We start from the raw sequence: 17,128 nt of genomic DNA, 5'->3' as shown, positions 1-17,128 counted from the left end.
GACAGAGAGGTCAAGAGAAACAACGATATCTGAATAGCCACCGACTTTATAGACATGCTTCGGTTAGACTCGTTTACTTGGTTTTATACAATTCAACTTATCCGAAGTGCACGATTTTGATCACCAACTATAACTCGTTTGTGCCCCATTCTGCGTTTCCACAAAAATCTTGCGAACTACCTTAGTAATAAAAAGCCATAATTTTCCTAATAGTAGGTAATGCACCAAGCGGCTAATTTGCATGTAATGTTAGGATATTGAAGGGGAAGCACAGTTTTATCGCAATATCATCCCTAGAATTGCACTTTATGCAACTTGCTGCTTTTGTGGTGAGCTTAGAGACTGAGCTTTTTATGGGATTTCATATGCTAATAGACATAACTCACTGTAATAACATTGACAGTGCCAGCTTAGAAATTGAAAAAGGTAAACTGAACATAAAATTTGCCCCGAATGGCACAGGCAAGAGCACTATAGCCAAAGCTTTAATCTCTAATGGTGATGAAGACAAGCTTTCTGAGCTAATGCCTTTTAAGCTGAGAACTCTCAATCCAGATCATCTAAAGCCTAAGGTAACAGTTACAGAAGAGTTGAACACAGTAATGTGTTTTAACGAAGATTATGTCAGTCAGTTCACATTCCAATCAGATGAACTCTTGAGTAATAGCTTCGATATTTTTATTCGTAATGAAGCATATGTTGAGACTGAGAAAGAGATTGAAAATATTGTTAAAAATATCAAGATGTTGTTCTTAAACAACGTTGAGCTAGACACGTTGATTGCAAACCTGAAGGAGTTAGGAGCTGCATTTAAGCTGACAAAAACAGGAATCTCAAAGGCCTCGACAGGTATGAAAGGCTTGTCTTCTGGGAATAAAATTGAACATATTCCTGCTGGTTTAGAGGTATATCAGCCATTTATTAGAAGTTCTAGCAACGTAAACTGGATAGATTGGCAGACCAAGGGACAAAAAGAGTTTTCTGAAATATCAAATTGTTGCCCATTTTGCTCTAGTGACACGCAGGACAAGAAAGAGCAGATAGAAAAAGTTGGGAAGGAATATGATAAAACAGTCATCAAAAACCTTGTTGGCATAATCGCTGTCATAGAAAAGCTAGGAGATTATCTTTCGGATGATACTAAAGAAAAGCTAACGGTAATAACCTCTCTACCCAATGGCTTAGGTAAGGAGCACGAACAATTCTTAAGTGATATAAAAAGCCAAATTGATAACCTCCTTGAGAAGCTTGAACTACTTAAAAAACTCAATGGGTTCGATTTTAAACAAGGTGAAAAAGTTAATGAAAAATTAAGTGATTACAAATTGGATTTGCAATTTTTCGCAATTATCGACTCAGAAAAGACGCGAGAAGCAATTGCCTCAATTAATGATTCAATTGATGACGTCAGTAAACAGGCTGGCAAGCTTCAAGGTAAAATCAACATACAGCGGGCAGGAATGCAAAAGCTTATTGTTAAGCATCAAACAGATATAAACAATTTTTTGTCTTACGCTGGGTATAAGTATGCAGTCGAAATTTCTGGTGAGGATGACCAATCGCAGTTAAAACTTCGACATGTAGATTACAATGATTTTGTTAGTGGAGGCGATCAACACCTAAGTTATGGTGAAAGGAATGCCTTTGCAATCGTCTTATTTATGTATGAATGTTTAGCTAAAAAGCCAGACTTAATTGTATTGGATGATCCCATCTCATCTTTTGATAAAAATAAGAAGTACGCAATATTAGAGATGCTATTCCGTAGGAAGTCAAAAGAGTGCTTACAAGGTGATACAGTCCTGATGTTAACACATGATGTTGAGCCAATTATTGATACCGTGAAAGCTGTTTCTGAGCAGTTTAATAATACAGTGAGAGCATCTTTCTTAAAGTTCACTCAAGGGGAATTATACGAGCAGTCAATAACAAAGGCTGATATCAAGACTTTTTCTCAGATCTGTAGTGGCGTTATAGATAAAGAGTGTGATGTAATCCTTAAGCTCATTTATCTTCGACGAAATTATGAAATCTTGGATGACAGAGAAGATGCTTATCAAGTGCTTTCGAACTTGTTCCATCTACGAGAGGCTCCTGTTGATAAAAGAGAACCTATTGTTGGTGAAGAGTATCCTGAAATGGATCCAGAGAAATTTGATTTAGGCTGTTCAACTATTGCTAATAGAATCACCGATTTTGACTATGCTGCTACTTTGGAACGTTTGAAAAATCAAGCTTCTTTAAAAGAAATTTATGAAGGATGTGGTAACGGTTATGAAAAGCTGCAAGTGTTTAGGCTGTTCAATATGGATGTTAAAAACTCCGTTATACGTAAATTTATTAATGAAACTTACCATATTGAGAATGAGTACATCTGTCAGCTTGACCCTAGCGAGTTCGATCTCATACCTGAGTATGTCAGGATAGAATGCGATAAATATTTAGGAATAGAGTGAATTAAGGCTCAACTCTAGCAATACTGGACACTTAGATAAGCGCTTTTGCCATACTTGAATTAATTTATAGAATGTTAAATTATAGATGGCGCTGACACGTTTCTGTCCAAAAGTGAGTTGTGTGTGTGGTTTTTGGGAGTGCCAGCATCTGCCTACTTGTGATTCGTCACTATTAAGTGCGTGTTTCTTCCAACCCTTTTCAAATCTCGAATCGCAGCTTCTTTTTTCGCAATTCGCAGAGGCCGATCTGAAGTTATAGTATTGTTGATAATATCAATAGCATCACGCTTCGTATGTGTGAACTCGATAACGCCGTAAGGTGTCTTAAACTCTCCCTTGCGTCCAGTCGTCATGATCGTAATTCGATCAAGCATTACTTGGGAAATAACACTGTATTCCGAGAGTGCCGATTCTAGAGAGATGTAGTTGTACTCTCCTCGTCGCAAGCATTTAGCAATGTATTCAATGGTATAACCGTCCTTATGACGACTGTATGAGAATACATAAACCCCGTTGCACACCCGCTCTAGTACTCCAGCTTTCACCAAACGAGGTAAACTTTGCTGGAATGCTGTAAGTGAATCATCAAAAAATAACCTCCTGAGGTCACTTTTTCGATAAACGTGTATGCCTCGCTTGTCAAACTTATACAGACGCTCCAAAGCGGTCTTAATCTTCACTTCAATACTTATAAGTAGTCATAAAAAGTAAGTTTAGCATATATTTTTGTCTACTTGTGATTGAGGCTAAAGCACATCGGTAGTCGCTGATAGCCTAGTGATTCCTGACTTGTTTTTCCGAGTTAGGATCCTAACTCGGAATTTTTGGGATGAATATGGTTACTTTGAGACTAGGGGAAATAGCTGTACTAAGCGCAGCCAGATTCCGATATTCATTCTTGGTTAGGATCCTAACGTGGAATACGTAGTGATGAATGTGGTTGCTGTGAGGCTAGGGAAACCGAAGCACTAATCGTAGCCAGATTCCGATGTGTATTTTCGGTTAGGATCCTAACTCGGAATTTGTAGTGATGAATTCGGTTGCTATGAGGCTTGGGAAATAGAATCACTAATCGCGGCCAGACTCCGATGCTCATTCTCGGTTAGGATCCTAACCGAGAATTCATAGTGATGAATATGTGGTTCTTTGAGGAGAGAAATCGCAACACTAATAGCCCAGAATCTGATCTTTTTCATTTTTAGGTAGAAGTTTAACTAATTATTATTTTTCTAATTTAATAATTAAAAAACAAACGGTTTTTATTTAATAATTAAATGTTAACGTGATTTTTAAAATAGTGATTAAAGGTCCTTTACAAAGAGAATATTACTTGATAAATATAAGAGTCATTGAATTTATCTATATATATCAAGAGGGTTGTCGATATGTCTCAAGTTTTGGTTTATTCTAAACGTAATCGTGAAATGAGTTATCTATCTGCAAGAGAAGAACGTGAAGCTAAGCCAAATAGATTTCAAATCGTTTATAATGATATTTCGGATGAAGAAGCATTACGTAGAGCAAACTCTATTAATTTAGATGAAAAGAACAATGTTCCTCAAGTTCGTTTAAAAAGACAACCTATTAAGGAAGAGAAAGAATGCCGAGTGCCTGGCTTGTATGGTTGTAACCGTTATAAGTCAAGAAAAAATGAGACATTCAACGTGTTCTAACGTTGTTCTTTTTTTGCACAACGTTAAAGCCTATGGACTTGTATCAGGCAAGTGATAAAAGCCTTAAAAATTCCGTCATTAAAGCAGGTGGCAAGAGAATTTGCCAAGATTGGCAATCAATGTGCCAATGCTGGCATTGAAAGTGTCAGTAGTGGCAGAAGAATTTTTTCAATAATTTAATCTTTCTTCGTCATAAACTTCCTTTTTTAAAAGGTCAACCTTATATTAGAATTATAACTTTATAATAGTTATAACAGTTATAACAGTTATAATAGTTATATCATGAAAAATTAAATAAATAAAATTTAATTTTTTATGTTGGATTTTAATGTCAAGGTGTTTTTAAACTGAATTTGTTTTTAATTATATATAAATAACTTTAGAGTAATGATATTTGCCTATGCGTATTAATTTATTTACTCGATTTTTATTAAGGCAAAGGTGGTTTGCCAAAATTATTGACTAGTCAACTTTAGCGAGATGTAAACACCCCTGTAGTATCAACAAACATCCGTTTTCTGATACCAGACGGGAATGAAGTGTTTGCGGTCTCATAAAGTAGGGTTCGGATTTTTATGACACCTAGCAGGTTGATGATACCAATTGTGATGCCAAAAGGAGTGAGTAGTGAATAGTATTGGACGGACATTCGCTTATTGTCGTGTATCGACTAGTGAGCAAACTGTGTCAAATCAGATCTTAGCTATCAGAAATGCTGGCTACGATATTCAAGAACACCGAATTGTCCATGAAACAGTTTCTGGTAGTGTGCCTGCAACAGAACGACGTGAGTTCAAAATGTTGATTGAGCATAAACTAGAGCCAGGGGACAAACTAGTTGTACTTAAGCTTGATCGACTTGGAAGAGATAACATCGATGTTCAGCATACGATCAGTATGCTGTTAGAAAAAGGTGTTACGCCAATTTCTCTGGATCTGCCGACCGCTGATCTAAGCTCGGCGGAGGGACGATTGATGCTGCAAATGTTCTCAGCATTTGCTGAATTTGAGCGAAACCGTATTCGAGAGCGGACATTGGAAGGGCAGGCTAGGGCTAAATCTGAGGGTAAGCGGATTGGGCGACCAGAAGCCATCAGTACAACTCAAAAAGTTCAAGAATGTAGATCAAGGGGACTGAGCCAATCTAAGACAGCAAATGCTCTAGGCATCTCCGTCCCCACGGTTAAGCGGCATTGGAACAAGCGGCTAACTGAAAGAGTTCAATGAGAACAATGTTCCATGATACCGAGAGGCGGAGATCTACCAGTCAGTAGTAGTTATCAGCTAAGAGGTTTAAACGATATTGTAAGAACCTTGTTCTCGCTAGCTTATCGAATAATACCAAGTTCTCTCGCCGACATTCAGTAGAAGTCTTATCTTTCGCTAGTTTTGAGTAAGCTGCTAATTGATGTCTGATAATCATATCGAGAATGAACTGCTCTTTACTCAGAACAATGTTCTTATGGTAACCCTAAAATAGTAAAGATTGGTTATTTGAATAATTAATAAAAAACAGAAGCATAATAAATATGTTCTAATTACTGGTATCCGTCTCGTTATTTGCTTATTTCGTCTTGAAGCCGTTGCCATAGAGGCTTCAATTGTCTTTTGATACTTTTTGAGTTCATAATCTTGGCTGCTCGGTAGCCGTATGAGAGGAAGTTTCTTCTTCCTCTGTAAGAATACAGGCGATGGAGCTTTCTCTTGTAAAGCTGATTCTGTTCTGGTTCGCCTTTACTTTTACGTATTCTGTTCTCTTTCTCCATCGTTTTCTTGGCCAATTTAACACCGCCTTTCATTTTTTCTGAGTAGCGAGCGAGGGCTGTAGAACGAAGAAAGATAGAATGTCCATCGAATAAGAAACCTAGATATTGAAGCGGTTTCTGTTTGCCAAATTCGTCAAATGAGCAAAGTTGTCCATTATGGAATTTAAAATCTCTGATTTCTGTTTTATCGCTGTTTATCTGTACCTTTAGTGCTGTAATTTTACTATTAGCCAGCTTCTCAACAGTATCTCGATACTCTGATGGAACAATAAACAGCATATCGTCACAATATCTAAAGTACTTTCCTCCGATAGAGTCAACATAATTCTTCATGTGTTTATCAAATGAGAACATGTAGATGTTAGAAAGTAATGCGCTGATTGGAGAGCCTTGAGGAATGCCCATAGCACCATTTGGGTTTGGGTTTATCAAACCAGAACCACGAACTTTTTCTCTGAATTCAAGTGGGGTACAGACGCGATTTCTTCCATTCGCTTTTTGGTTGTATTGAGATATACCAAACGTTTTGAAAAGCTCATCTCGTTCGACAGTCGAAAACTTGGTTAGAGATCGAAAAACGTTGTAGTGATCTTTTGGAAGGTGTTTGACTTGGAGTAGTTTACTCCATTCTTCTTTTAGAATTCGATGGTCAAGAGTGTTAAAAAACTTAGAAAAATCGAGAGCGATAACTGAACACTCTTTCATTTTACGTATGTAATTAAAAGCATCGTCCGCGAAATGGATATTACTTTTTCCATCAAGCTTTCTAAATGCTAAAACCGATTCATGTAGTCCTGATTTTTCAACTTTTTGTTCGTATAAATTAGATAGTTGATTAGCGTAGTAAGCATAAATATGGCTATCTATATGAGAAGAGTATGCTACCTCTCTTGGCTTTGGCTTGCGGTAAAGTTTACCCGTAGAAGTATCTCTATCAAGTTTAGTTAGCTGGAAACTGTAGGAGATAAAAGGGAAAAATGCGTGCCTGGCAACAGATGTTGTACTCGTTACGATCTTTTCTGCTTTTGTTCCAGATACAGGTACATCAAAGTGAAGGTAATTTCGTTTTGTATACCAGAGTGGAGCGGACACCTTTTTCATACTTTGAGCGCACAAGTTCTAGCAAAACCCAAGAGGAGTGGACATGCGGCCTTTCCGTATATCCCCTTGGGCTTTAACTAACTGGCCTAACCAATCATCTGGCCCCGAAAGGCACTCGCCGCGATCTATTAGAAATGATGTATAATGTAATCTGCGATGGAGACTATATGATGATAATCGTACACCTCATGACAATGTTGTTGTCTTGGCTCAGCAAGCGCAACGGTATTGACAATCTGTCACAAACCTCCACGCCTTTCGCGTGAAGCTCCGACAGCATATTGATTTTTATATATGCAATCAAGTCTTTATTGGTGTCTTGTTTCTCATCACTTGCTGCTTTATGTTTCTTGTGTGGTTAGACTTTCTCAGTCGCCTTTGCTTGAAAATGAGCTTGAAATTTCCTATCCACTCTAATTTTCATAACAGAGAACAATGTTCTCTGAGTAACGAGTTGAGTAACAGGGTATTGGTGAGCTGGCTATTGATACTGCGAGAACACTGTTCTCGCTCAAATTATCAAAATTTAAAGATTGAGTATTTGATTAACAAATAAAAAATGCTTCGAGGAGAACTATGTTCTACTCAAAGCTTGTTACCTGAGACTTTGGGTAGCTGAATCAGTCTGCTTTCTCTACAACCATGTCACTTTGCTCTGCAAAGTGAATCAATCGAGTGATATTGCTGAGGCTCCACTGGTTGGTAATCGCTATCACCTCGTCGTTAGGCAACGTAATTAGCGCATCTTCATCGCTGTGGAAACGGCGAATTCTACCTTGAGGGATATCATCCGCTAGGATGGCAATGCGTCGTCTTACTGGCTCGTTAAATGCGTTGAGTACATCATTCAAGCTTTGTGGCTGATGCTTCTCGATCCAGTCTGTGACTAACGCTAGCGCGAGGTGACGCTTTTTATAGGTATGACCGTTATAGCGGTACTCCGAGTAATCTTTTTCGCCTTTTTGAACGCTTGTGCGCTGCTCGGCACGCTTCTCGCGGAACTTCACCTGGTACTCTTCTACCTCGGGTACAGGGATGATCTGTTCGGCATTGATCAGTACATCTTCTTTGTAGCGATAGGGCGTGAGGCGCACACAACTGATATCGATGCCTTTGTCACGCAGCCACAATACAGAAGTGGTGAGTTCTTTACCGAAATCTGCTGAGGCTAAAACGATTCGAACATCGTTACCAAAGTCATCCAAGCTGTTTTCATCCAGATCGACAAACTCTAGAATGGCTTCGCGGGCCTCAATCTCTTGGCTTTCTTTCTTCAGGTATTGGGCATAGTAGTCACACGCTTTATCGAACGTCATGGTAGAGATCATTGCGGCATAACGTAGCGCTTGAAGTTCCATATGCGCACCGATTTCATCCCGCTTAAGCTCAATGACCACTAAGTTGGCGTTTTTATCGATGGCTAACAGGTCAATGCGGCGACGGCTGTCTTCCCAATCAGAAAACTCTTCTGATATCACCAAACAATCAGGCGCGATGGCATCAATACAGCCTTTCAGCGCTTCTTGTAAATCGTGCCTTTCTTGCAGCCCTTCGGCTGCAAAGGTGGTTGGTGTCAGTGCGGTGAGGTTTTTATTGGCGATATTATACAGGCTCATAGTTACACCACCTGGTCAACAATAGCGTCAGTGAGGTACTGCTGAGTGGATTGAGACTCTTTTAAGCGAGCTTTGAGTTGATCGCAAATGACTATCAGAGCTTTAGCCTTTTCTACTATTCGATACTGCTTATTCAGTGGGTATAAAGGCAATGTGATGTTTATCATCCGTGTTAAGCCCAAGTCTTTATTTCCTATACCGTTAGTATATGTCTGAGATTGTATATAACAATGCGGACTATTTAGAGCAAGGGCCAAGTATTCATTCAACAGTTTATCATTCGGTATTTGTAACACTGCTAAATGAACCCAAACACTAAACTCAATATCCAAATCATTTACTTTGGCAATTCCTGTTGTGCCACCTTTCGTATATAAAACATCACCTTTTTTTACTTTAACTCGTTTACAAAACTCTTCATGATCTTCGTGAGATACATATTTAGCACTTTCCATATCTATGTTAGAGCTAGAAATGTTACGAGTAGAAAGAAAAGGGACTCCTTCATTTTTCTCTACATACTGAGGCGAAAAATGAGGCCCATCAGCTACCGTAAAACATAAGTCACCCAACCTCACCCACTCAGCACCATCCTCTAAAGCAAACGGCCTATCTAGCTCAACCCAATCTTTCATTTTCTTAGGTTTACGTATAATTTTTTCTTTTATTAAAGATGCTTTTTCCTCAGCAATACGCTCAAGCAACTTTGCAGCAGGCTCATCATTTGGATCTTGCGAAACCAACTTACCCATCACCGCCAGTTGTAGAATGGTTTGCTTAAGCTGGTCGATGCTTTCTTCAGTAGTGAATAAGGTATCGAAATGCTCACTGATTCGCGCCCAGTTTTGCATTAACTCGTCAGCATCGGCAGAGTTGGTGAGTGTGTCCAACAGAGTTGTCACCAGCACTTGATGCGCTTCGATACTGGCTTCGGTTTGTTGCTCTAGCTGATCGCAGAGTGCCATTAGCTCATCGACTTTGGCGACGATGCGTTTCTGCTGATTGAATGGTGGTACGATAAACAACAACTGCTTTAACGCCGTCGCGTTTACATTAGGTTGTCCTGTTCCAGCAGAGTTTTCAATCAGTTGCTTCCAGTACAACTGGCTTCCTAAAAATACCTTAGTAAATGGCGCATAGACTGCTTGAACTCTTTTTACACGTATCAAATATGATGCAAAGACGGCTTGTAAGTCGATATTTTCAACAAGATATGACTTGCCTATAGTGCCACCTGTCCTAGCAATTAAAATATCATCATTTTCAAGTAAGTAAGATTTAGCTTTTTCTTCAGTAATATCACAAGCTGGGACTGTCCCCCAGTTCACCTTATCATTCTGAATGTCAGTAATTCTAAGCAGTCTGACTCCTTCCGAATTGGATTTTGCTGAAGCTGTATACCCATAGTGAATATCACTACTTAAATTTCCTAGCCTCGTCCATTCCCAACCCTTTGGAACATTAAATGGAGCTTCTTGTTCAGTAACTTCAGGAAGAGCTTTTTGTTTCTTAATCTTCTTCTCTTTCACTAACTGCGTTTTTTCAGCAGCAATACGCTCAAGCAACACTGAAGCAGGCTCATCGTTAGGATCTTGAGGAACAAGCTTGCCTCGAACCGCTAACTCCAGAATTAGCTCACGCAGCTTTTTAACCCCATATAGCTCTAGCTTCTTATTGCTACCTCGACCAGAGGCCGATTTGGTCTTTACTGCGGAAGTCCAAATATCAATATGCTCGGTAATCAGGTTTTCTACAGCCATTATTGTGCTCCACCTTGCTTTTTACCTTGAATGGTAGAGCTAAGAGCATCACCGAGAATGCCTTTTAGTTGGTCACGCAGTGCTTTAATGTCTTGTTGCTGCTGCTGATAGCTCGCCAGCAACTCTTCAGGGTCATGGCTGACTACTTCGTCCTGATACGGGTTTTTAATATCAAGGTTAAAGTTGCGCTCGACAATATCCTCAATCGACACTTTCCAAGCTTGCTTGGTCTCGATACGGCTAGCGAATCCATCAGCCTCGATACCCCACCAATCGATCTCTTGCTGGAACTCCTCAAACTTCATTGGTTTGGTTTTGCTGTAGTTCTTCACGCCCTCAGGGTAGGGGTGTTCATAGAACCACACTTCTTTGGTTGGTTGGCCTTTGGTAAAGAACAGTATGTTGGTCTTAATACCTGTGTATGGGTTGAACACGCCATTAGGTAAGCGAACAATCGTGTGCAGGTTACACTCTTCCGTCAGCATCTTTTTGATTTTGGTTTTTACGCCTTCACCAAACAAGGTGCCATCAGGTAACACCACACCAGCGCGACCATCTTTATCCAATACTTCCACAATAAGCTGCAAGAACAAATCGGCCGTTTCACGAGTCTGCATTTCTGCTGGGAAGTTCTTTTCAATCCCGTCCTCTTCTGTGCCGCCAAACGGTGGGTTAGTCGCAATCACATTGATATTGCTGTCCCAGTTTGAAAGCGGCTTGTTAAGCGTGTTGCCATGCTTGATCTGCACAGGGACTTCGATGCCGTGGAGCATCATATTGGTGATGCACAGCAAATGTGGCAGTTGTTTCTTCTCTACACCATGGATTTGCTTTTGCAGTGTTTGGTGGTCGGCTGCGCTTGTCACGTAGTTCTCTTTGACGTGATCGAATGAGCACGCTAGGAATCCGCCCGTACCGCAGGCGGGATCCATAATCTGCTCACCTAGTTTAGGGTCAAGACGATTGACGATAAAACGAGTCACCGCGCGAGGGGTGTAGAACTCACCCGCATTACCTGCACTTTGTAGGTCGCGTAGGATCTGTTCGTAGATATCACCAAACAGGTGACGTTCTTTAGAATCAGTAAAGTCGATCTCGTTGAGCTTGTTAATCACTTGGCGCAGCAGTGTGCCATTTTTCATGTAGTTGAAAGCATCACTAAAGGCTTCTTTCACTACAAAACCACGTGGGTTGGTGTCTTTCGGTGCGGTTAGGTTTTTTAACGTCGGGAATAGGTCATCATTGATGAATTCCAGCAGCTCATCACCTGTAATGCCTTGGTTATCTGCCGCCCAGTTACGCCATAGGTACTTGGCTGGGATGGGTTCGCGGTAATCATCTAACTCGAACTCTAGCTCTTCCTCTTGAGCATCAAACACTTTAAGGAATAAAAGCCATGACATTTGGCCTAGACGCTGCGCGTCACCATCCACACCTGCATCTTTACGCATGATGTCTTGAATAGACTTGATAACTGAACTGATTGACATGGAGTTCTACTACTAACTGACTGAAAAAATTGGGGGAGATTATAGCAGAAATGGATCGAAGAAAATGAACTTATCGCTATGAAACTATGTTTGTAATTGTGGTTTAATAATGAATCAGTGATATAAATGAAACAATAAAAAATATAACCAGGTTGTCTAGAAAATGAAGGTTGAGTGTCCCCATTGTCACACTGACAATGTCATTGAATATGCAGAGCATATCTCGTGTGAGAAGTGTGAAAAAAGCTTCAAAGGCTTTAAATTTAGTAAACGGAAACTGGTGTCTGCCAGTACGGCATTGGTCGTGGGCGTGGTTGGTGGTTATAAGGTGAATGGTGCTTTTGATGAAGAGCGTTACCCATTAGAAGTAGAGTATGCCATCGTTGATACCTGCATAAACTCGTCAAAAAATATGGTGTCGGTGAGTTGGTATGAGAGTAAGCGAGAAACGTGTTTATGCGCTCTTTCACAAACGGAAAAGTCTGTGCCGTATTCCGATTACAAATCTGATCAAAACTTGTTTTTGAGTAACTTCAAGCTGAATGCGAGACGTTGTTCATAATAGAAAAATGAGGCAGCTAGACTGCCTCATTTATATCTAATGTGCTTAGCGTTTAGGTGTGTTGCCTCGACCTTTGCCTGAAGGCTTGCCAGTTGTGCTTGGGTAGTTTGGATTACCTTTCGGCGCAGTCTTTGGTGCAGAACTTGGTTTTGCCATGATGGTTCCTCCTATTTACCTTGTTTTTGGTTGTTGGCAGCAGCGCGTTGAGCGCGAGCCGCGAATGAATCTTTAGAGACTTGTCCGCCATTCTGTTTTGCTTGATTCGCTTGAATACGAGCAGCGGCTTCAGGAGTCATTGGTGCTTTGTTTTTAGACATAGTATTTTCCTTTTCATTAATTGAATGCTTGTCTCCGCTGAGACCATTGCATAGTAACTAGTAGGGTAGGGACAAATGGGGACAGCCCAAAAACAAAATCAAATTCGAACCATGATGGATGCGTTAGGTTGGAGCCATAAGCAACTGGCCGATGTATTATATGAAGAGCTTTATTGCTCTGAGTATGAGGAGCTTCATGATGTAGATCCCGAGGCTGTGAGCAAATTTCAACAGACGTTAAAAAAGCAACTTCGACGTCCTTCTACACCAGAAGATAGGCTAGAACGGTACGTAAAAATCGTATCAGAACACCCAGAGTTTATTGCTTTGGGATTGGGAGTTGTTGTGCCTAAATACGTAGGACACACATGTTTAAATCAATGCCTTATAGATGGGCTTTCCGAGATCTCCAACACACTAGATAATGAAAATGAATGCATAGATGCTTAATATGTTAAATAATGTGCAAGTTATGAAATTGTTTTAGGTGGGGAATATTCGGGGGACGCTATGTACAAGGGGCATTGGTACGATGTTATGGGAAAAGAGAGAACGGATCTTCGAGCTATGAGCCTTGATTTCGACTCATTAAAGTTGGCTATAGATGAAGCAATGAGCGTTTTGCCTGATACAAAACTGATCGTAATTAATGAGAATTTAGGCTGGGGTCTTATCTCTATCGAGGAAACCAAGCGGATGCTAATTTGTAAGGACTAGAAAGTTACCTTGCTATGCAGCTAAAACGAACTTTGTTGCTTTCCTCACTGTTTGATTTATAAGCAGCCCGTATCATAAAGCGTCTATGATACTTAAAGAGGTGCTTTGCATGACTTGCAGTTGTTGTAACAAACGTTTGAACGTAGGAATGATACACAAGAGAGATCCCCACACGGGCCAAAAATTTAAGTCCTGCCCTCATTGTTCCGATGCGAATGGAGGAGAGCATGTTTTTCATCCCTATCCATCGTCCTTTGGCAAAACTCCTGCTAGAGTGACGGCTAGGAACCCCGAAGGCTACCAGAGCTACTGTATCGATTGTCGCCGCCTAAATAAAGGTGAGCTATCTCATACATATATGAATGGAAAAACGTGCAGTAGTCTTGTTTAGGAATCGAATGAATTTATCCCAAGATGATGCAGTAAACTGGCTATCAATGCTCGATTCTGCGAGCGTTGATTTGCTAATAACAGATCCACCTTATGAATCTCTAGAGAAACACCGAAAGATCGGTACGACAACAAGACTTAAAGTCAGTAAGTCCTCAAGCAATCAATGGTTTGAGATATTCCCAAATGCAAGATTTGAAGAGCTACTGCGCGAAGTTTATCGTGTGCTCAAGAAGAATGCGCATTTCTATCTTTTCTGCGATCAAGAAACGATGTTCGTTATTAAACCGATTGCGGAAAAAGTCGGTTTTAAATTCTGGAAACCAATTATTTGGGATAAGGTTAGTATTGGTATGGGTTACCATTACCGTGCTCGACACGAATACATACTGTTTTTTGAAAAGGGCAAGAGGAAGCTTAATGATTTGAGCATACCTGACATATTGACTCATAAACGGGTCTATAGAGGGTATCCAACTGAAAAGCCAGTAAGTCTCTTGGAAGTTCTGGTCGCTCAAAGTAGCAGAGAAGGCGAGCTAGTTGTTGATCCGTTTTTTGGCTCTGGCTCGACCTTGGTTGCAGCTAAGAACTTGAATCGTCAGTGCAAAGGAAACGATATTTCCTCGTCTGCCCATGAGCATATTCGTCAGCGTTCGGATTTGGAACCTAAAAGGCGAATACAGTTAACGGCTACCTGAAGGTAGCCGAGTAGCAATGTGGGGTTGTGGGGATTAGGCTGATTGATAAATTTCAGCTTCCAGTTCAGAAATCGCTTCTAAGTATTGCTCTTTTCCGCCAAAGCACTTTTTGACGATTTCAGCAGGGCGTCCCATCTCGTCAAAAGGCTTAACTTTGAGTACATGAATATTCTCAATCTCTTGAACGCCTTCGTCTGCGTACTTGTTCAGTAGGTTGTTCAACACCTGCTGAGCCGTTTCACCGTACTTAGTGAAGTAGTTGCGCTTTTTGACGTTGTCAGCGCGTTCTTTTCTGGTGAGTGCTGGTTGGTCATACACGACATGACAAATCATGTCGAATGGGTCGAGATCTTTGCCTACTTCCAGCTCTAACGCTTCCCAGATAATACCTTCCTCTGCCAGTTCATCAATGATTGCTTGCTTTTTATCGGCATCTTGCCAGCGCTTAACAAAGTCATCCATTGAGGTGAACTGTTTTGCCATCGTCTTGCGGGTATAGTCTTTGAACGATTCGGTTACGAGTTTACCGTCGGCATCGTAGTATTGAACACGTTCGGCAATGGCTTTCACCGTCACACCGTTGACATGGAACTTTCTAACTCGGTTTTCATCCTGCCAATCATCATCGGAATTGCCACCGTCAGAAGGAGATGAACCTGAGTCGTATGGAGCTTCTGGTTCATGGATGCTTTCAGGGTCGATATCTTCCCCTTCAAATGGATTATGTTGTTCAAGTTCATCCTCACCATCGATGATCTCATCGAGTCCTTCATCGGTTTCGAAGTCTTCGGGTCTTGTTTCTTTAACTCGCTCGGGGACACCATCAAAGCGCTCATCAGCGAACAGTTCAGTCGCCTTTTTGAAGTCAAGAATGGTAAACCATAGCTTTCCGTAACGATCATCGATACGAGTACCGCGACCGATAATCTGCTTAAACTTGGTCATCGACTGAATGCCCTGGTCAAGAACAACCAGTTTGCAAGTTTTTGCATCGACACCTGTTGTCATAAGTTCTGAGGTGGTTGCGATAACAGGGTAAGCCTTTTTGGGGCTGATGAAGTTATCAAGCTGAGCTTTGCCGATTTCATCATCACCAGTAATTTTCATTACGTATTTTTCATTTTTAGCAACTTGCTCAGGGTTGCAGTTGATTAGTGCTCGTCGCATACGTTCTGCATGGTCAATGTCATTGCAGAAAACAATAGTTTTCGCCATCGGGTCGGTGCGCTTGAGGTAGCTGGTGATGGTCTGTGCAACCAGTTCTGTTCGCTCATCAATGACCATAGTTCTGTCGAAGTCTTTCTGGTTATAGATTCTGTCTTCGATGACTTCACCATGTTTATCGACTTGTCCTTTGGTTGGTCGCCAACCTTGTAAATCTACATCGATATCTACACGCACAACTTTGTAAGGGGCTAAGAAACCGTCTTCAATACCTTGCTTTAGAGAGTAGGTATAAATGGCATCGCCAAAGTACTCGGTGTTAGACACGATATCGGTTTCTTTCGGTGTCGCGGTTAGCCCTATTTGAGTCGCTGAACCGAAATACTCAAGAATCTCGCGCCATGCACTGTCCTCAGCGGCACTGCCACGATGGCACTCGTCAACGACAATAAGATCAAAGAAATCAGGATCGACCTGTTTGTATGCTTTTTGGTGCTCTTCTGGGCCAGTCAAAGCTTGATACAGAGCTAGGTGGATTTCGTAAGCGGGATCGACTGTTCGACCAGTGACTTTGGTCATAGCGGGGCCAAACGGCTGGAAATCGTTCCTCTTAGTTTGATCGACCAGAACGTTTCTGTCCGCCAAAAACAGGATGCGTTTTTTGGCTCGGGACTTCCACAGTCGCCAAATAATCTGGAATGCAGTGTAAGTTTTACCCGTACCTGTTGCCATAACCAAGAGTACACGGTTTTGTCCTGCTGCGACCGCTTCCACAGTTTTGTTTATCGCCTGTAGCTGATAGTAGCGCGGAGACTTACCGCTACCATCATCATGGTAATCTTGAGTAATAACTGGAAGGTGCTCGGTTTTATAGCCTTTCCAAACGCAGTACTTGTCCCACAGTTGCTGAGGTGTCGGGAAGTCTTCAAGTCGAATTTCAGTTTCGAGTTGAGCTGGGTTGGTTTTGTCGTGGAAGATAAAACCGTCGCCATTTGAGGCAAAGACAAAAGGGACTTCAAGTAAGCTGGCGTAATCTAGACCTTGTTGCATACCTTTGCCGATTTCATGCTTATTCGCTTTTGCTTCGACAACGGCTAGAGGCATACTCGGTTTGTGGTAAAGGACGATGTCCGCAGACTTAACCTTTTTCCTCGCCGCTGCCTGACCACGAACAATGACCTTACCGTCACGCAGTTTTACCTCTTGACGGATTTGAGACATATCATCCCACCCCGCATCTTTGATAGCAGGAAGAATGAATTTCGTGATGATGTCGGTTTCAGATAGCTTTGATTTATTGATTGTCGATTCCATGCGATTAGCCAGCTCAGTACAAATGCATTTCATGACTATACCAAAGGATGCATAAAAGCAGAAAAGATACTGACTTATCAGTGAAGTGGGTAACGGTATGCATG

The 17,128-nt window shown here is 41.1% G+C and carries 14 protein-coding genes; 7 read left to right on the top strand and 7 right to left on the bottom strand.

The genetic code is table 11. The annotated features are described in order from the left end of the window. The first annotated feature begins 308 nt into the window (after window positions 1–308). Window positions 309–2,456: an AAA family ATPase gene (locus R8O70_RS07900; protein WP_318184125.1), complete on the top strand. Its 2,148-nt coding sequence runs from the start codon at window positions 309–311 to the stop codon at window positions 2,454–2,456. Window positions 2,457–2,608: 152 nt separating this feature from the next. Here the strand turns inward: R8O70_RS07900 and abiEi are convergent, their stop codons facing one another. Continuing rightward, the gene (abiEi, locus tag R8O70_RS07895) at window positions 2,609–3,136 is read right to left on the bottom strand and encodes a type IV toxin-antitoxin system AbiEi family antitoxin (RefSeq protein ID WP_162808942.1); all 528 of its coding nucleotides are present in this window, start codon (window positions 3,134–3,136) and stop codon (window positions 2,609–2,611) included. Between the two features lie 705 nt (window positions 3,137–3,841). Between abiEi and R8O70_RS07890 the strand changes: the two genes are divergently transcribed. Continuing rightward, window positions 3,842–4,129, top strand: a complete 288-nt coding sequence (locus R8O70_RS07890; RefSeq protein WP_318184124.1) for a hypothetical protein — start codon at window positions 3,842–3,844, stop codon at window positions 4,127–4,129. 636 nt (window positions 4,130–4,765) lie between these two features. Then, window positions 4,766–5,356: a recombinase family protein gene (locus R8O70_RS07885; protein WP_025506639.1), complete on the top strand. Its 591-nt coding sequence runs from the start codon at window positions 4,766–4,768 to the stop codon at window positions 5,354–5,356. Window positions 5,357–5,685: 329 nt separating this feature from the next. Here R8O70_RS07885 and drt2 read toward each other — a convergent pair whose 3' ends face one another. From drt2 to R8O70_RS07865, 4 genes are all read right to left on the bottom strand, one after another. Further along, entirely contained in the window at window positions 5,686–6,996 is a 1,311-nt protein-coding gene (gene drt2 / locus R8O70_RS07880) for an antiviral reverse transcriptase Drt2 (RefSeq protein WP_025506640.1), read from the bottom strand. Between the two features lie 620 nt (window positions 6,997–7,616). Further along, window positions 7,617–8,612: a hypothetical protein gene (locus R8O70_RS07875; protein ID WP_318184123.1), complete on the bottom strand. Its 996-nt coding sequence runs from the start codon at window positions 8,610–8,612 to the stop codon at window positions 7,617–7,619. Between the two features lie 2 nt (window positions 8,613–8,614). Then, entirely contained in the window at window positions 8,615–10,372 is a 1,758-nt protein-coding gene (locus R8O70_RS07870) for a restriction endonuclease subunit S (protein WP_318184122.1), read from the bottom strand. Further along, window positions 10,372–11,862 (bottom strand): N-6 DNA methylase, encoded by a 1,491-nt coding sequence (locus R8O70_RS07865; protein WP_318184121.1) that lies wholly within the window; start codon window positions 11,860–11,862, stop codon window positions 10,372–10,374. Before R8O70_RS07865 ends, R8O70_RS07870 begins: the two co-directional genes overlap by 1 nt. A gap of 163 nt (window positions 11,863–12,025) precedes the next feature. Here R8O70_RS07865 and R8O70_RS07860 point away from each other — a divergent pair, with 163 nt between their 5' ends. Next, window positions 12,026–12,424 carry a hypothetical protein gene (locus R8O70_RS07860; protein WP_318184119.1) on the top strand — a complete coding sequence of 133 codons (399 nt, stop codon included), beginning with the start codon at window positions 12,026–12,028 and terminating at the stop codon, window positions 12,422–12,424. Window positions 12,425–12,591: 167 nt separating this feature from the next. Here the strand turns inward: R8O70_RS07860 and R8O70_RS07855 are convergent, their stop codons facing one another. Further along, window positions 12,592–12,741, bottom strand: a complete 150-nt coding sequence (locus R8O70_RS07855) for a hypothetical protein (protein WP_017790133.1) — start codon at window positions 12,739–12,741, stop codon at window positions 12,592–12,594. 75 nt (window positions 12,742–12,816) lie between these two features. On the opposite strand from R8O70_RS07855, the gene R8O70_RS07850 reads away from it, so the two are divergent. The 3 genes from R8O70_RS07850 (at window position 12,817) to R8O70_RS07840 (ending at window position 14,546) form a co-directional block, all read left to right on the top strand. Next, window positions 12,817–13,191 carry an elongation factor Ts gene (locus tag R8O70_RS07850; protein ID WP_318184117.1) on the top strand — a complete coding sequence of 125 codons (375 nt, stop codon included), beginning with the start codon at window positions 12,817–12,819 and terminating at the stop codon, window positions 13,189–13,191. A 60-nt stretch (window positions 13,192–13,251) separates the two neighbouring features. Beyond that, on the top strand, window positions 13,252–13,458 hold the full coding sequence (locus R8O70_RS07845) for a hypothetical protein (protein WP_086587230.1): 207 nt from the start codon (window positions 13,252–13,254) through the stop codon (window positions 13,456–13,458). 398 nt (window positions 13,459–13,856) lie between these two features. Further along, window positions 13,857–14,546, top strand: a complete 690-nt coding sequence (locus R8O70_RS07840) for a DNA-methyltransferase (RefSeq protein WP_069533382.1) — start codon at window positions 13,857–13,859, stop codon at window positions 14,544–14,546. 33 nt (window positions 14,547–14,579) lie between these two features. Here the strand turns inward: R8O70_RS07840 and hsdR are convergent, their stop codons facing one another. Next, entirely contained in the window at window positions 14,580–17,024 is a 2,445-nt protein-coding gene (hsdR, locus tag R8O70_RS07835; protein ID WP_412034571.1) for an EcoAI/FtnUII family type I restriction enzme subunit R, read from the bottom strand. Window positions 17,025–17,128 lie beyond the last annotated feature (104 nt).

The organism is Vibrio sp. 779(2023) (assembly GCF_033344285.1).
Taxonomy (GTDB): Bacteria; Pseudomonadota; Gammaproteobacteria; order Enterobacterales; family Vibrionaceae; genus Vibrio; species Vibrio alginolyticus.
Note: the sequence above shows the minus strand (reverse complement) of the source record. Positions and strands in the feature narration are given on the sequence as shown.

What these genes read in the sequence shown, in the direction of transcription:
- R8O70_RS07870 (WP_318184122.1), bottom strand. Translation starts at nt 10,372, where the DNA reads ATGGCTGTAGAAAACCTGATTACCGAGCATATTGATATTTGGACTTCC.
- R8O70_RS07850 (WP_318184117.1), top strand. Translation starts at nt 12,817, where the DNA reads ATGGGGACAGCCCAAAAACAAAATCAAATTCGAACCATGATGGATGCG.
- R8O70_RS07875 (WP_318184123.1), bottom strand. Translation starts at nt 8,612, where the DNA reads ATGAGCCTGTATAATATCGCCAATAAAAACCTCACCGCACTGACACCA.
- R8O70_RS07900 (WP_318184125.1), top strand. Translation starts at nt 309, where the DNA reads ATGCAACTTGCTGCTTTTGTGGTGAGCTTAGAGACTGAGCTTTTTATG.
- R8O70_RS07860 (WP_318184119.1), top strand. Translation starts at nt 12,026, where the DNA reads ATGAAGGTTGAGTGTCCCCATTGTCACACTGACAATGTCATTGAATAT.
- drt2 (WP_025506640.1), bottom strand. Translation starts at nt 6,996, where the DNA reads ATGAAAAAGGTGTCCGCTCCACTCTGGTATACAAAACGAAATTACCTT.
- R8O70_RS07855 (WP_017790133.1), bottom strand. Translation starts at nt 12,741, where the DNA reads ATGTCTAAAAACAAAGCACCAATGACTCCTGAAGCCGCTGCTCGTATT.
- R8O70_RS07845 (WP_086587230.1), top strand. Translation starts at nt 13,252, where the DNA reads ATGTACAAGGGGCATTGGTACGATGTTATGGGAAAAGAGAGAACGGAT.
- R8O70_RS07890 (WP_318184124.1), top strand. Translation starts at nt 3,842, where the DNA reads ATGTCTCAAGTTTTGGTTTATTCTAAACGTAATCGTGAAATGAGTTAT.
- R8O70_RS07865 (WP_318184121.1), bottom strand. Translation starts at nt 11,862, where the DNA reads ATGTCAATCAGTTCAGTTATCAAGTCTATTCAAGACATCATGCGTAAA.
- hsdR (WP_412034571.1), bottom strand. Translation starts at nt 17,024, where the DNA reads ATGGAATCGACAATCAATAAATCAAAGCTATCTGAAACCGACATCATC.
- R8O70_RS07840 (WP_069533382.1), top strand. Translation starts at nt 13,857, where the DNA reads ATGAATTTATCCCAAGATGATGCAGTAAACTGGCTATCAATGCTCGAT.